The sequence below is a fragment of the Virgisporangium ochraceum genome, from assembly GCF_016863655.1.
Classification (GTDB): domain Bacteria; phylum Actinomycetota; class Actinomycetes; order Mycobacteriales; family Micromonosporaceae; genus Virgisporangium; species Virgisporangium ochraceum.
The window spans coordinates 43540-57365 of record NZ_BOPH01000015.1; the positions used below are offsets into that span (position 1 = coordinate 43540).

Below are 13826 nucleotides of genomic sequence, written 5' to 3' on the forward strand. Positions count from 1 at the left end.
AAGTCTAGGCGGTCCAAAACAGCGTTCGCGCGCTATATCCCCACCTGTACAGTGCCGTCGACATCAATCGACCTATCGGGGAACCCACCGTGGCACAGACTCAGCTGAACCAGATCGTCGCCCTGGAGAAGGGCGTCAAGTCGCGCGCTCAGGCCGACTTCACGGCCGCGTCCCAGCAGCTGCAGAAGACCGCGCAGCTGTCCGGAATTTCGCGCACCTACAAGCCGAAGGACGACGAGGGCGAGCAGCTGCCGCCGGAGTCGACACGCGTTCAGGTACGGGCCCGCGACGTCCTCTCCGACGTGCAGGGCGCGCTCACCCGACTGTTCGACGTCATCCTCACCAAGGACGTGGCCAACTGCTCCGCGAAGGCGTCGATCGTGGTCGACGGCACCACGATCGCCACCGACGTCCCGGTCACCTACCTGCTCTTCCTGGAGAAGCAGCTGGCCGACCTGCTGGCGTTCATCACCCGCATCCCGGTGCTCGACGCCGCCGAGGTCTGGACGTTCGACGAGGCGACCGACGCGTACGCGACCACGCCGTCGCAGACCACGCGGTCGAAGAAGGTGCCGCGCAACCACGTCAAGGCCGAGGCCACCGACAAGCACCCGGCCCAGGTGGAGATGTACTTCGAAGACGTGCTGGTCGGCTACTGGACCACGGTGAAGTTCTCGGGTGCGCTGCCGCAGGCGCGCATCTCCGAGCTGAAGTCGCGCGTGGTGAAGCTGTCGGAGGCCGTGAAGCTGGCGCGTGAGGCGGCCAACTCCACGATCGTCACCGACCAGAAGATCGGCGACCGGGTCTTCGGTTACCTGTTCGCGTGAGGCTGTGTCCGGGCCCTATCATGGGGGCTCGGACACAAACTCAAACTCAGAACATCAGTGTTCATACACCCGTTCAGTGCAGGTTCGAGACCTGCCCGGGGTACATGCCCCGGTAGCCCAACTGGCAGAGGCGTCGGGTTCAGTGCTCAGGTTCTTGTCCCAAGTTGAATATTGCCGTCCGTGCCGTCCCGAACCCGGGCGTCTTGCAGACACGAGGTTGCAGGTTCGAGCCCTGCGGGGTCCTCTTCATGGGCCCCTAGCTCAATAGGGAGAGCGCGTGTTTACACGTTGTGTAAGCGCCCATCAGTGGGAAACGGCGCCAGCAAATGGCGGCGACTCCGTCTTGGCCTAACTGGAAAAGGCATCGGACTGTAAATCCGACTTTGCGGGTTCGAGTCCCGCAGACGTTGACAGACCCCGGGTTGCCGGATACGCAGCCCGGGGTCGCTTCATGTCCAGACGTGATTCAGACCCGGACGTGATTCAGACCCACCGTGACCCAGGCACCACGCGCTCAGGCCGGTGTGACCGTGAGGTCGATCGGACCCGGTTCCTCGTCGTCGTCGTCCTCGTCGGGATCGGCCGGAGCGGGCCGACGGTGACCCGTCGCCATCACCGGACGCCATCCGCTGATCACCAGGGCCGCGACCACCAGCAGCACCCCGGCGATCGCCAGGTACGGCGCCGGTCCGACGGTCGCCTCGATCCCCTGGTCGAACGGCCCGTACTGGCCACCTTCGCCGGCCCGGCGGATCGCGCCGACCAGCAGCACCAGCATGGCGGCCGACAGGCCGAAACCGGCCGCGGTGAGCGCCCGCCGCGTGTGCGGCCGGGTGACCTGGACCAGACCCACCACGGCCAGCAGCATCATCAGCCCGAGGTAGTAGGCCGCGGTGATGCCCCACCCCACGGTGTCGAGCGACACGTCGCTGGTCTGGCTGGGCAGGTCGGGTCCGATGCCCTGCTGCTGCTGGGTCACGCTCATCCACGGCACCAGCTCGGCGGCGATGAAGAGGGCGAGGGCCACCACCGCCGCGCCCGCCGCCGGCGCGCTCAACCGCTGCCCGCCGCCACCGGCGTCACCGAACAGCCGGTCCATCAACCGGACCGGCCGGTCCTCGCCCCATTCCACGGTCCCGTCGCCAGCCATGCAGAGAGGTTACTTCGCTCTCCTGAACCGCTGGTCCCGCAAAATCTGCCGCACCACGTTGTGGCCCGGCACCCCGGTGACCCCACCACCGCCGTGGGTGGCCGAGCCGGCCTGGTACAGCCCCTTGATGGGCGTGCGGAGGTCGGCGTACCCGGCGGCCGGGCGGCAGTGGAACATCTGCGCGGGGCTCAGCTCGCCGTGGAAGATGTTGCCGCCGACCAGCCCGTACTCGTTCTGCATCGTGTCCGGCCCGATGATCTGCCGGTCGACGATGGAGTCGATGAAGCCGGGCGCGACCTGGTCCATGCGGAAGATGAGACGGTCGGCGTACGCGGTGAGCTCGTCCTTGTCGGGCGCGTCGGCGTAGGTGTGCGGCACCCACTGGCTGAACATGCTCACCACGTGCTTGCCCTCGGGCGCGAGCGAGTCGTCGAACACGCTCGGGATGCACACGTCGGCGAACGGCAGCGTCGCCGCCCTCCCCGACACCGCCTCCTGGAACGCGGTCTCCACATCGTCGAGCGACTCCGCGAGCACGATCGTGCCCCCGTGCACCGCCGGGTCGAAATCCTCATGGGACGCGAACTGGGGCAGCCGATCCACGGCGACGTTCACCTTCACCGTGCCGGAGCGGCTCTGCCACTGCTCGATGTCGGCCACGAAGTCGTCGGGAAGTTCCTTCGGCTCCACCAGTCCCAGAAAAGAGATCTTCGGGTGTGCGGTCGTCACCACGACGTCCGCCCGGATCTCATCGCCGTTCTCGAGCGCGACCCCCGTGACCCGCCCGCCCACGACGGTGATCCGGGCGACGCCCGCGTTCACGCGGACCTCGGCCCCGAACGACCGCGCCGACGCCGCGAGTGCCTGTGTGACCCCGCCCATGCCGCCGCGCGGGAAGCCCCACGTGGTGTCGCCGATGTGGTGGTGCAGCATCACGTACGCGGTGCCGGCACTGCGCGGGCCGGCCCACGTGCCGATGACGCCGGAGACGCTGAGCACCCCGCGCATCGCGTCGGACTCGAAGCGGTCCTCGACGAAGTCGGCGATGCTCGCGGTGAACAGCCGGGTGAGGTCGAACGCCGCCCGCACGTCGACCTTGCGCAGCTTCGCCGCGAGGCCGGCCTGGCCGAACAGGTCCCCCGGACGCTTCGAGCCGAGCTTCGGCGGAATCTCGTGCAGCAGCGGGCCGACCAGCCCGCCGAGCTTGCCCAGCCACGCCTCCCACTTCTCGTACGCCTCGGCGTCCTTGAGCGAGAACTTGCCGATCTGTTCCGCTCTCCCGGCGGGGTTGTCGGGCAGTGCGAGGTAGGAACCGTCGCGGCGCGGCGCGAAGTAGGGGCCCTGCGGGTAGACGTGGTAGCCGTGCTTCTTCAGCCGCAGGTCGCGGACCATCTCCTCGGGCAGCAAGCTGACCACGTACGAGAGGCTCGTCACCGTGAAGTCGGGCCCGAACGGCTGCTCGCTGACCGCCGCGCCGCCGACCACCGGGCGCTTCTCGCAGACGAGGACCTTTTTGCCGGCCTTCGCGAGATAGGCCGCGGCGACCAACCCGTTGTGGCCACCCCCTACAACCACCACGTCGTACCGGTTCCCCATGCGGGCAGTCTCGCCGATCCGCTACGTTCGGTCCATGCCTACGCGTACCTCTTCAGCCCGCTGGCACGGCGACCTCAAGGGCGGCTCCGGCACGCTCGCCCTCGGCTCGGGCGCCTACGAAGGCCAGTACTCCTTCAAGTCCCGCTTCGAGGAGGGGACCGGTACCAACCCCGAAGAACTGATCGCCGCGGCGCACGCCGCGTGCTACTCGATGGCGCTGTCGAACATGCTCGCCGGTGCCGGCTTCACTCCCGACTCGGTGGTCACGAACGCCACCGTCAACTTCGGCCAGACCGAGGGCGGGTTCGCGATCACCCGCATCGACCTGGTCACCACCGGCACGGTCCCGAACATCGACGAGTCGGAGTTCCTCAAGCACGCCGAGGCGGCGAAGGCCGGGTGCCCGATCAGCAAGGCACTCGCGTCGGTCGAGATCACGCTGGACGCCACGCTCGTCGGCTAGCACACCCACGACGTCGCCCTTTCGCCGATCCTGCACTTGTGGCCTCCGTCAAAACACGACATTTCCGTAAATAGAGGCGGCCACAAGTGCAAGATCGGCGAGCGCCTTGACAAGGGCGCGACGCCCTTTGTTGGGCGCCCGGCCTCCGGGCGCCCAGAATGGCTTCCGTGGCCGTCAAGATGTCGCGTCAGCGGTTCGAGGAGCTCGTGTCCGACGGGCTCGACCTGGTGCCCGAGGAACTGCTCCGGCTGATGGACAACGTCGTGGTGCTCGTCGAGGACCACGGGCCCGCGGACGACCCGGACCTGCTCGGGCTCTACGAGGGGTACGCGCTCACCGAGCGAGGGCAGGAGTACAGCGGCGTACTGCCCGACCGGATCACCATCTTCCGCCGGCCGATCCTGTCGATCTGCGACACCGAGGAGGACGTCGTCGACGAGGTGGCGATCACGGTGGTCCACGAGATCGCGCACCATTTCGGCATCGACGACAAGGTCCTGCACGAGCTGGGCTGGGGCTAGCGCCGGTTTGCCAAGGCGGGCCCCATTTCCGCAGGTCGACCCGATACGCTCGCGACCGTGCGCAGTGAACTCTTCAAAGCCGAATCCATGGCGCAGGCCCCGACCGCCCCGGGTATGAGCCTGCAACACAGCAAATGTGTGAAGTACGTCGTCAATGGCGAGGTGCTCGCCCGGCAGGGCGCGATGATCGCCTACCGCGGCCAGATCCAGTTCGAGGTCAAGAGCCAGGGCGCGGGCAACTTCATCCGCCGTGCCGTCACCGGCGAGGGCGTGCCGCTGATGGCGTGCCGCGGCCAGGGCGAGATCTGGTTCGCCAACGCCTCGATGGACTGCTTCCTCATCGACATCGAGCAGGGCGACGCGCTGTCGATCAACGGCCGCAACGTGCTGCTGTTCGACCCGAGCCTGCAGTACCAGATCCAGAAGGTGCCCGGTGCCGGCATGTTCGGCGGTGGCCTCTTCAACTCGGTCTTCACCGGTCAGGGCAAGCTCGCCATCACCTGCGACGGACCGCCGATCGTGATCCCGGTGGCGCCCAACCAGCCGGTGTTCGTCGACACCGACGCCGTGATCGGCTGGTCGGCCAACCTGCAGTCGAACATCCAGAAGTCGCAGAGCCTGGGTTCGATGCTGCGGGGCGGCTCGGGTGAGCTGTTCCAGCTCGCCCTGAACGGGCAGGGCTTCGTGATCATCCAGCCGAGCGAGGGCCAGGCCGGCCCCCAGCAGCAGTCCAAGGGCGGCGGCCTCCTCGGCGGCCTGGGCGGCTGACGGCGCGGGGTCACCGCGCCCAGCCAATGCCGCGCGGCTCGACGGTGCGGCATTGGCCGGCTCAGCCGCCGGTGCGGAGGCGGCTCAGCCAGGCCTGCGCGTCGGCGAAGTCGCGGTCGCTGGTGCCTGCCGGCGGGGGAACCGGGTGCTCGCCGGGCTGGGCCGCGCGCGGGTACGAGCCGAGGAACCGGACCTCGCTGGCGACCCGGCGCAGTCCCATCAGAGCCTCGCCCATCCGGGCCTCGTTGAGGTGACCGGTGCAGTCGAGGAAGAACGCGTAGCGCCCCAGCCGCTCGCCGGTCGGGCGCGACTCGATCCTGGTCAGGTTCACCCCGCGCACGGCCAGCTCGGTCAGCACGGCCAGCAGCGCACCCACCTCGTCATGGGCGATGTAGACCGCCAGCGACGTCAGGTCGTCACCGGTCGGTGGTGGCGGCGGACCGGGCCGGGTCACCAGGGCAAACCGGGTCATCGCGTCGGGATGGTCGGCGATGTCCTTGGCGAGCACCGTCAACCGGCTGCGGGTGGCGCCGATCTCGGCGCAGATCGCCGCCGGATACTCGCCGGCGGCCACGGCGGCCGCGGCCGCACCGTTGGAGAGGACGTCGACCACGGTGGCGCCGGGCACGTGGTCACGCAGCCACTGCCGGCACTGGGCCGACGCCTGCGGGTGCGCCGCCACCGACGCGATCCCGGCGAACGGCAGCGCGCTCGCCGCCGCCAGCACGAACTGCACCGGCAACACGACATCCCGCGTGATCATCAACGGGTCGCCGCTGGCCAGCTCGTCGAACGTGACCCCCACCGCCCCGCCGATCGAGTTCTCCAGCGGCACGAGGGCCGCATCGGCGTCACCGGCGCGCACCGCGTCGAGTGCTTCCGGCACGCTGCGGGCGGGGATGCGGGTGCCGCGCGCGGCCGCGGGGATCGTCAGCAGCGCCTGCTCGGCGAACGTGCCTTCGGGGCCGAGGAAGACGAAGCGTTGCGGGGGTACTCCGGGCATGGGGTAGACCCTACGTACCCGGCGTGGCCGTCGGTGTCGGAGTCGGCGTCGGGGTGGGTGTCGGGGTGGGCGTTCTCGTGGTCGTCGTCGCGGTCACGGAGTCGCAGCCGAGCACCGAACGCAGCCCGGTCGGCGCGCTGACCCGCACCGCCGGGATACACGGGTTGCTGCCCGCCGCCACGACCGTGAGCGCCGCCGGATCGCCCCGGGTGACCGCGTGCACCGTCTCGTGGTTGGGCACGCTCAACACGGTGTACTGCCACGTGCCCGCACAGGTCGGCTGCGTGGTCACGGTGATCTGGACGCTGGCCGCCAGGTTGAGCTTCGGCCGCACCACCGCGATCACCTGGTTGGCGGTCGGCCGCCCGTTGCAGCTGACGGCCACGTACTCGCTGAAGCCCGACGCGCTCGAAGGGACCGACGGGGGCGGCAGCGGCACGGGAACCCCCGAGTCCGGTGGCCCGTCGGCCGCCGACGGTGGACGCGCACTCGGGTCGCGGGTCGGCTTCACGGGATCCAACGCGCAGGCAGACGTCAGCGCACCGATGATTAAGATCATCGATGCAAAGGAACCAGTGACGCCCGGCCGCCGCATCGCCCCTCCCCGACGAGGCGAAACGTTACACGGGGCTGAAGAACGTCAATGAACCGGCGACCGAGCCGGTATGACCGATCGGCGTGGCGATCGCGTCGAGCGTGACCACCGCGTCGCCGCACCGCACGCGGATCAACCCGCGGGCCAGCCGACCCGACGATACGGCCAGGACCGGCGGAACCTTGTCGACCTCCGACTTGGAGAGCTTGCCGCCGTCGGCCGAGAAGTCGATCAGGCGGAACGGGCCCTTGCGGAGATTGGAACCCACCGCGGACGAGGTGAGGCTCATGAGCTCGACGCAGGACGGTGACATCGCGACGATCACGCCGTCGGCGTCGATGACCAGACAGGGCTCGATCGCGCTCGCGACCGCACGCACCCAGTGGTCGAGTGGATCGGCGAGCCGATCAGGATCCACAGCCGTTGCCTCGGCAGCGGCGGCAGCTTCCGGCACCGGGCGGGGTGCGGGAGGGGTGACGGGGCCGAAGTCGGTGATGGACAGTTCAACGTGGGGCACATAGCCTCCCGTGGAGCTGTCGCGCCCAGGGGACGGAGCGCCTGTCAGGTACTGGCAAAGCGGCCACGCAACGACGGTACCGGCGGAGACACCGGTTTGTCAGGGCTAGTTTCTCAGGGCTGGGAATCGTTCTTGGACCACTCGTAGCGGTCGAATGCCGAGTTGACCCACGTTCCGGGGTGGTCGGCGTAGGCGTAGAGCTTCTTGACCGTCTTCGCGGCCAGCCGCTCGCCGCGCGAGTTCAGCACCCGGCCGAGCTCCTGGTAGGCGCTCACGATGCAGCCCTTGGGCATGCCGTAGAACGTGATGACGCCGCTGCCGGCGAACGCGAGCACCGGCATGACCGGCACGGAGATGCCGGCGACCCGGGACAGGGCGGTGGCGGCGAGGCGGGCGTTCTCCCGCGCCTCGAGCACGTACTTCGGCCGGCGACCGTCGATCTGCACCACGTCGCCGGCGAAGCCGACCTTGGCGCGGCCGTGGTCCTTGACCGTGATCGCGAACACGCCACCGGGGCCGATCGCGAGGTACGTCATCGGAGCGGTACCCGCGACCTCACGCAGATCGACCACTTCCCAGCCCGGACCGAGCGAGGCGAGCTTCTGCGCCGTGCGGGCGTGCTTGGCCGCCACGCGACGCTGTGCCGCGGCCTCCCGGCGCGACCGCACCCACTCCGAGGGAGAGGTACGTGTCGAACTGTCCAGGAAGTCACCCGGAACGTGACCGGCAGGTGGCGCGGAGAAGATTCCAGGGCCGTCGCTCGAATGCAAGAGACCAGTCATCGCGCACCTCCACCTTCGCCTTCAGTTGTGGGTCCATACACCGTACGTGTCCGACTGTGTGCTAGGGGAGTGCTGGTAGACCTTTGAGGCGAGCGATGCGGATGAATACCGCATTCACCTGGTCCCTCATGTGTGTCCGCTTTCGCAGATACTGCAAAATCGTACCAAAGAACCGTCCGAAGGTCGGCTGTTGCTGACCGTAGGGACAATCTGTCACTCCGCCATATGTCAGATAGCTACAAAGATCCATGTTGAGCAGCACCGATGCCGCCGTGGCCCATACTGTAGCGGCTACCAAGCGACCGCGCTGGGTGAAGATAATCACCCGACAGTGGGACCTTCGGCGGGACAGGCAGGCATGAATCAGCGATTCATCCGAAGCCCGGTTGTGCAAATAGCGCTCATCAAGACACTCCACGTTATCGCTAGTCTGGCTGGATGGCTGGCTCAATGGAGCATCGCGTCGACAGCGAAGTCGGCGTCCTCGGCACCGTCGTTCTCCACCGTCCGGGCCCTGAGCTGGCCCGGCTGACCCCGCGGAACAACGACTCCCTGCTCTTCGACGGCATCCCCTGGGTCCAGCGGGCGCAGGAGGAGCACGACATCTTCGCCGGGGCGCTGCGGTCACGCGGCGTGGAGGTGCTCTACCTCGCGGACCTGGTGGCCGAGGTGCTCACCGTGCCGGCCGCCCGGGCCGACCTCACCGAGGCCGTGCTGTCGGACGTCCGACTCGGCGACACCCTGCGGGCCGCGGTCTCCGAGCACCTCGCCGGCCTCGGCCCGGCACAGCTCGCGATGACGCTCATGGCCGGACTCGCCCACGACGAGCTGAGGACCGGCTCGGGCCTGGTCTACGCGCTGATGGACCGCCACGACTTCGTCATCGACCCGCTGCCCAACCTGCTGTTCACCCGCGACTCGGCGGTGTGGATCGGCGACCGGGTCGCGGTCACCAGCCTCGCGATGCCGGCCCGCCGCCGCGAGACCACGCTCACCGCGGCGATCTACCGCCACCACCCCCGGTTCACCGGCACCGAGCTCGTCTACGACCCGGCGCTGGAGTACCTCGAGGGCGGCGACGTGCTGGCTCTGGCGCCCGGCGTGCTCGCGGTCGGGGTCGGCGAACGCACCCGGCCGGCGGGGGCCGAGCGGCTCGCCCGTCGGTGCTTCGCGCTCGGGCTCGCGCACACGGTCCTCGCCGTGCCGATCGCGCAGGAGCGCGCCACCATGCACCTCGACACGGTCTGCACGATGGTCGACGTCGACGCGGTCGTCATGTACCCGAACATCGCCGACACGCTCACGGCCTGGACCGTCTCGGCGGCCCCTGACCCCACCGGCGAGCCGCGGATCAGCGGGCCGGAGCCGTTCCTCACCGCGGCCGCCAAGGCGATGAACATCGACACCCTGCGGATCATCGACACCGGCCTCGACCCGGTGACCGCCGAACGCGAGCAGTGGGACGACGGCAACAACACGCTCGCGATCGCGCCCCGCGTGGCGGTGGCCTACGAGCGCAACGTCGAGACCAACGCCCAACTGGAGCGGGCCGGCATCGAGGTGATCCGGATCCCCGGCTCGGAACTGGGTTCCGGCCGGGGCGGTCCGCGATGCATGAGCTGCCCGGTCCTGCGGGCGCCGCTCAGCGAAGCGTGAGCTGGCGGCCCAGCAGACCCTGGCGGGAGCGGCGCTCGGCCGGGGTCAGCGAGTCGGTCACCGTGAGGGCCTCGGCGTAGCGCTTGGCGAACTCGGCCAGCGGCGCGTCCCAGTCGAGGGCCGGCACGTCGTGCGGCAGGTCCCAGACCGGCACCAGCAGCCCGTGCGCCCGGAACATCCCGGCGAACCGGGTGCCGTCGCCGAGCCGGATCGCGTCGCCGGCCGCGAGCCGGGCCAGCGCGTCGAGCGCCGGGTCCTCGTCGTCGGGCAGTACCCAGCGGACGTGCGCCTTGTCGGGCACCTGGCACCAGTAGGCGGCCGGCGCGGCGGCGAGCCGCACGGTCGGGTAGATCGACTCGTTGGCCCGCTCCATCGACTCCTTGACGCGCGGGTCGTCGCCGGCGTCGGCGGCGAGCCAGAACTCGAAGCCCTCGTGCAGGGTCACGTCGAGCGGGGCGTCGGTGACCAGCACATCCTGCAGCCGGGGACCCGGGCCGGCGAGCGCCGGAACGGCGACCGGCTGCCCCGGCGCGGTCTGCACCGCCGACAGCAACGCAGCGGCCAGGTCGCGCGAGACGTCGCCGGAGTTCACCTGACGCTGCAGGCCGATGAAGATGGTGCCGTCGGCGCGGTGCATTGCCGGCCACGCCATCGGCAGCACGGTGGCCAGCACGACCGACCGCTCCCCCGCCTCGGCGACCAGCTGCGGAGCCAGCCGCAGCGGCGCGGACGCGGCGGGAACCAGTTCGCGCAGGGCTACCCACTCCGCTTCGTCGGCGAGGCCGGCGAAGGGACGGGGAACGTAGACATCGCGGACCTTCTGCCGCTTTTCAGTGCGTTTCTCGCGTTTATCGCCACGGGGGGATCTTTTGGCCATGGCGGCCAGCCTAAGACGTCTGGAAGATCAATCAGCGCAACTCGGCCCAGACGCACTGGCCGAGTCCGTCACGCTCGACCCCCCAGCGGCGCGACAACGCCGCGACGATCGCCAGGCCGCGGCCGTCGACCGCGTCGGCACTCGGGGGACGGATCATCGGCGCGTTCGAGTTGGCCGAACCGCCGTCGGTCACCTTGATCAGCAGCCCGCCGCCGACGAGCAGGTGCCACGCGACCCGCACCACGCCACCCGGCAACGGCAACGCGTGCCGCACGGCGTTGCCGACCAGCTCCGCGGCGATCGACATGGCGTCTGACATCCGCTCCTGGGTGACCAGGCCGGCGAGCGCCGCCGACAGGCGCTGCCGCGCCACCCGGGCCCCGCGCGGCTGATGCGGAACAACGACACACCACGCCCGCTCGGCGGTGACAGCAGTGGACACGGGTCAACCCTCCCCGACGCTCACGTCAGCGCGCGGCAGCCGAACCTCAGCCACCGTGCCGCCCCCATCACGTGGGCGCAACGACACCCACCCATTCTGACGCTCGAGGATGCGGCGTACCAGATACAGGCCGAGCCCCACTCCGCCGTACCTCCTCTGGTCGCCCCGCTCCAGTTGCCAGAACCGCTCGAACGCCCGCTCGACATGCTCCGGACGAATGCCGACCCCCCGATCGGCCACCCGGAACCACACCGTCTGCTGGTCGGCCCCGGCGGTCACGTCGACGTGTACCCGAGCCGGCGAATACTTAACCGCGTTCGTCACCAGTTCGGTGACGACCGTCGCCAACCCGGCCCGGTCACCCGCCGCCTTCGGCACCGCCACCGGAAGCTCCAACCGGACCACGGCCCGGATGTCGGGCGCGAGATCGGCTGTCACCTCCCGCAACGCGTCGATCACATCGAAGGGTACGCCCGGCGCGCCATCGGTGAGCCCGGCGGCGTCGCTCGTGGTGGTGAGCAGGCGGTCGACCAGCCGGCTCAGCTCCCTTGCCCGCTGCCCCATCACCAGCACCGCCTCGCGCCGGGCCGCCTCGTCGAGCGCCTCCCAGTGCTCGACGAGCGTGTCGGCGTACCCGCGGATCACCGTGACCGGCGTGCGCAGTTCGTGGCTCGCCACCGCGAGGAACAGGTCGCGCGACTGGTAGTTGTCGCGCTCGTCGGCCCGCGGCCGCATCGTGAGGGCCACGGCGTCGGAACCGGAGACCCGGGTGGCCCGGATGCGGATCCACGTGCCCGCCGGCATCTTGTGCTCGACCAGCTTGCCCGGCGCGGGCAGCGGGAACGGGAACGGCTTGCCGGCCACGTCGTGCATCGACAGGGAGGTGAGGCGCTCGGCCGCCGGGTTCCACGACCGCACGTGGCCGCTCGGACCCACCACCGCGATCGCCAACGACAGCGGGCTCAGGCGCGGGCCGGACTCGTACACCGGCAGCCCCACCCGGTCGGCGTACAGGTGACCGGCGCACGACGCGAGCAGCGTCACCCAGGCCCGCGCGACCTCGGTGAGCGGGCTCAGCGCGTCACGGAAATACAGCTGGATGGCACCGACCACCTCGCCGCCCACGCGGACGCCGACCAGTACGGTACGCCGGAACCCGGCCGTGAGCAGCGGCTCCAGGCCACTGCCCGGCTCGGTCATCGGCACGTCCTGCACCGCCGGGCCGGTCATGATCGCGGTGACGTTCGATGACCGCACGTCGACCGGCCGGCCGAGCATGAAGTCGACCCCACCGCAGACAGCCACCACGCGGCCGCCGCCCTCGCCGTACTCGACGAAGCTCGCGCCACCCGCCGTGGTCGCCGCGACACCGAGCTCGACGATCACCTGCAGCCCGTCGAGGCCGCCGGCGCCGGTGCTCGACGCGTGGACCAGGTCGGTCAGGCCGCGCAGCAGCTCACTCTGATCCGGGGGAAGCTGGTCGAGCGCGGACATGAGGGACAGTGTGCCGCGCCGGGGCACCTCCCGTCACCCCAGGTTCTCCCGCCTCTCCCGGCGAACATCGAGCTGCTGCCGCACGAAGCCCGGTCGGTCGCTGATGATGCCCGTGACACCCAACCTGTGGCACAGCTCGATGTCGGCCGGCTCGTTCACCGTCCACACGTACACGCCGTTGCCGCGCTCGAGCAGCCGCTCCGCGAGCTGCGGCCGGGCCCTGAGCAGGCCGATTCCGGGTCCGCCGATCCGGGCGCCGTACGGCAGCTGGCCGCCGCGCAGCCCGGGCGGCAGCACCTCCATCAGGAACACCCGCGGCACCTGCGGAGCGTGCACCCGCATCCGCTGCAGGGCCAGCGGAGAAAAGGACATCATCGTGACACCGGCGGGGTCGTCGCGGTCGGGCCGGTCGAGGTTGAAGCGCTTCAGGAGCGCGGCCAGCGTCGGTTCGATGGCGCGGCCGCCGCGCGTCGGATGCTTCGTCTCGATCAGGACCCGCAGCGGACGGCCCGCCTCACGGACCGCTCCCAGAAGGCGCTCAAGGGTGAGCAGCTCCGCTGGCCGCTCCGAGTGCCACGAGCCGAAGTCGAGCTGCTGCAGCTCGGCCAGCGACTGGCGGCGCACCAGCCCCCGGCCGTTGCTGGTGCGTTCGAGCCGGCGGTCGTGCACGCACACGAGGTGCCCGTCGCGCGACAGCCGGACATCGCACTCCACGCCGTCGGCGCCGTCGGCGATCGCCCGGAGGTAGGCGTCGAGCGTGTGCTCGGGAAGGTCGTACGACGCGCCGCGGTGCCCGAAGACGAGCGCCTCAGATGACGTGCCCGGCACTGCCGTCCTCGCCCACGACCGGCCGGCCGGCCGCCGCCCACGCGAACATCCCGCCATCGAGGTTGTAGACGTTGTCGAAGCCGCGCTGCTTGAGGTAGGCGACCACCTGTGCGCTGCGCCCGCCCACGCGACAGACCACCACCACGTCGCGGTCCGTCGGGACCTCGTCGGCCCGCGTGGGGATCTGCATCATCGGGACGTGGTGCGCGCCCGGCGGGTGGCCGGCTGCCCACTCGTCGGGCTCACGCACGTCGAGCAGGTACGCGTCGTCGGCGACCCCGGCCGCGTCGACCGTCGGAACCATCAC

The 13826-nt window shown here is 70.0% G+C and carries 16 protein-coding genes and 1 tRNA gene; 6 read left to right on the forward strand and 11 right to left on the reverse strand.

Translation table 11 applies throughout. The features are described from left to right. Positions 1-89 precede the first annotated feature (89 nt). Complete coding sequence (locus Voc01_RS04970) at positions 90-827, forward strand: DUF7873 family protein (protein ID WP_203926060.1); 738 nt, start codon at positions 90-92, stop codon at positions 825-827. Between the two features lie 333 nt (positions 828-1160). Beyond that, a tRNA-Tyr gene (locus Voc01_RS04975) sits at positions 1161-1238 on the forward strand. 103 nt (positions 1239-1341) lie between these two features. On the opposite strand, the gene Voc01_RS04980 is transcribed toward Voc01_RS04975, so the two are convergent. Continuing rightward, entirely contained in the window at positions 1342-1977 is a 636-nt protein-coding gene (locus tag Voc01_RS04980; RefSeq protein ID WP_203926061.1) for a hypothetical protein, read from the reverse strand. A 9-nt stretch (positions 1978-1986) separates the two neighbouring features. Next, positions 1987-3573 carry a phytoene desaturase family protein gene (locus Voc01_RS52820; protein WP_239159957.1) on the reverse strand — a complete coding sequence of 529 codons (1587 nt, stop codon included), beginning with the start codon at positions 3571-3573 and terminating at the stop codon, positions 1987-1989. A gap of 34 nt (positions 3574-3607) precedes the next feature. Here Voc01_RS52820 and Voc01_RS04990 point away from each other — a divergent pair, with 34 nt between their 5' ends. The 3 genes from Voc01_RS04990 (at position 3608) to Voc01_RS05000 (ending at position 5325) form a co-directional block, all read left to right on the forward strand. After that, positions 3608-4036, forward strand: a complete 429-nt coding sequence (locus tag Voc01_RS04990) for an OsmC family protein (RefSeq protein WP_203926062.1) — start codon at positions 3608-3610, stop codon at positions 4034-4036. 158 nt (positions 4037-4194) lie between these two features. Then, positions 4195-4557, forward strand: a complete 363-nt coding sequence (locus Voc01_RS04995; RefSeq protein WP_239159958.1) for a metallopeptidase family protein — start codon at positions 4195-4197, stop codon at positions 4555-4557. A gap of 138 nt (positions 4558-4695) precedes the next feature. Continuing rightward, positions 4696-5325, forward strand: coding sequence for an AIM24 family protein (locus Voc01_RS05000; RefSeq protein WP_307781556.1), 630 nt, complete (start codon positions 4696-4698; stop codon positions 5323-5325). A gap of 61 nt (positions 5326-5386) precedes the next feature. Here Voc01_RS05000 and pheA read toward each other — a convergent pair whose 3' ends face one another. From pheA to Voc01_RS05020, 4 genes are all read right to left on the reverse strand, one after another. Beyond that, complete coding sequence (gene pheA, locus Voc01_RS05005; protein ID WP_203926064.1) at positions 5387-6328, reverse strand: prephenate dehydratase; 942 nt, start codon at positions 6326-6328, stop codon at positions 5387-5389. 10 nt (positions 6329-6338) lie between these two features. Beyond that, positions 6339-6887, reverse strand: a complete 549-nt coding sequence (locus Voc01_RS05010) for a hypothetical protein (RefSeq protein ID WP_203926065.1) — start codon at positions 6885-6887, stop codon at positions 6339-6341. A 61-nt stretch (positions 6888-6948) separates the two neighbouring features. Further along, a complete protein-coding gene (locus Voc01_RS05015) occupies positions 6949-7341 on the reverse strand; it encodes a hypothetical protein (protein ID WP_203926066.1) in 393 nt (130 codons plus the stop codon). 212 nt (positions 7342-7553) lie between these two features. After that, complete coding sequence (locus tag Voc01_RS05020) at positions 7554-8222, reverse strand: hypothetical protein (protein ID WP_203926067.1); 669 nt, start codon at positions 8220-8222, stop codon at positions 7554-7556. A 450-nt stretch (positions 8223-8672) separates the two neighbouring features. On the opposite strand from Voc01_RS05020, the gene Voc01_RS05025 reads away from it, so the two are divergent. Further along, entirely contained in the window at positions 8673-9878 is a 1206-nt protein-coding gene (locus Voc01_RS05025; RefSeq protein WP_203926106.1) for an arginine deiminase, read from the forward strand. Here Voc01_RS05025 and Voc01_RS05030 read toward each other — a convergent pair. Genes Voc01_RS05030 through Voc01_RS05050 form a run of 5 tightly spaced genes read right to left on the reverse strand, consistent with a single transcriptional unit; the run spans position 9865 to position 13823 of the window. Beyond that, positions 9865-10755 (reverse strand): DUF5926 family protein, encoded by an 891-nt coding sequence (locus tag Voc01_RS05030; RefSeq protein ID WP_203926068.1) that lies wholly within the window; start codon positions 10753-10755, stop codon positions 9865-9867. The two genes, Voc01_RS05025 and Voc01_RS05030, sit on opposite strands and share 14 nt — an antisense overlap. A gap of 31 nt (positions 10756-10786) precedes the next feature. Then, on the reverse strand, positions 10787-11197 hold the full coding sequence (locus Voc01_RS05035; RefSeq protein ID WP_203926069.1) for an ATP-binding protein: 411 nt from the start codon (positions 11195-11197) through the stop codon (positions 10787-10789). 3 nt (positions 11198-11200) lie between these two features. Beyond that, entirely contained in the window at positions 11201-12691 is a 1491-nt protein-coding gene (locus Voc01_RS05040) for a PAS domain-containing sensor histidine kinase (protein WP_239159959.1), read from the reverse strand. A 33-nt stretch (positions 12692-12724) separates the two neighbouring features. Next, positions 12725-13519: a glycerophosphodiester phosphodiesterase gene (locus Voc01_RS05045; protein WP_239159960.1), complete on the reverse strand. Its 795-nt coding sequence runs from the start codon at positions 13517-13519 to the stop codon at positions 12725-12727. Continuing rightward, the gene (locus Voc01_RS05050; protein ID WP_203926108.1) at positions 13500-13823 is read right to left on the reverse strand and encodes a rhodanese-like domain-containing protein; all 324 of its coding nucleotides are present in this window, start codon (positions 13821-13823) and stop codon (positions 13500-13502) included. The genes Voc01_RS05045 and Voc01_RS05050 overlap by 20 nt, the downstream gene beginning before the upstream one ends. Between the last annotated feature and the right edge of the window lie 3 nt (positions 13824-13826).

Bases quoted from the DNA above. Each gene is read 5' to 3' on its own strand.
- Voc01_RS52820 (WP_239159957.1), bottom strand. From the start codon at position 3,573: ATGGGGAACCGGTACGACGTGGTGGTTGTAGGGGGTGGCCACAACGGG.
- Voc01_RS05020 (WP_203926067.1), bottom strand. From the start codon at position 8,222: ATGACTGGTCTCTTGCATTCGAGCGACGGCCCTGGAATCTTCTCCGCG.
- Voc01_RS04980 (WP_203926061.1), bottom strand. From the start codon at position 1,977: ATGGCTGGCGACGGGACCGTGGAATGGGGCGAGGACCGGCCGGTCCGG.
- Voc01_RS05030 (WP_203926068.1), bottom strand. From the start codon at position 10,755: ATGGCCAAAAGATCCCCCCGTGGCGATAAACGCGAGAAACGCACTGAA.
- Voc01_RS05050 (WP_203926108.1), bottom strand. From the start codon at position 13,823: ATGGTTCCGACGGTCGACGCGGCCGGGGTCGCCGACGACGCGTACCTG.
- Voc01_RS05040 (WP_239159959.1), bottom strand. From the start codon at position 12,691: ATGTCCGCGCTCGACCAGCTTCCCCCGGATCAGAGTGAGCTGCTGCGC.
- pheA (WP_203926064.1), bottom strand. From the start codon at position 6,328: ATGCCCGGAGTACCCCCGCAACGCTTCGTCTTCCTCGGCCCCGAAGGC.
- Voc01_RS04995 (WP_239159958.1), top strand. From the start codon at position 4,195: ATGGCTTCCGTGGCCGTCAAGATGTCGCGTCAGCGGTTCGAGGAGCTC.
- Voc01_RS04990 (WP_203926062.1), top strand. From the start codon at position 3,608: ATGCCTACGCGTACCTCTTCAGCCCGCTGGCACGGCGACCTCAAGGGC.
- Voc01_RS05025 (WP_203926106.1), top strand. From the start codon at position 8,673: ATGGAGCATCGCGTCGACAGCGAAGTCGGCGTCCTCGGCACCGTCGTT.
- Voc01_RS05010 (WP_203926065.1), bottom strand. From the start codon at position 6,887: ATGATCTTAATCATCGGTGCGCTGACGTCTGCCTGCGCGTTGGATCCC.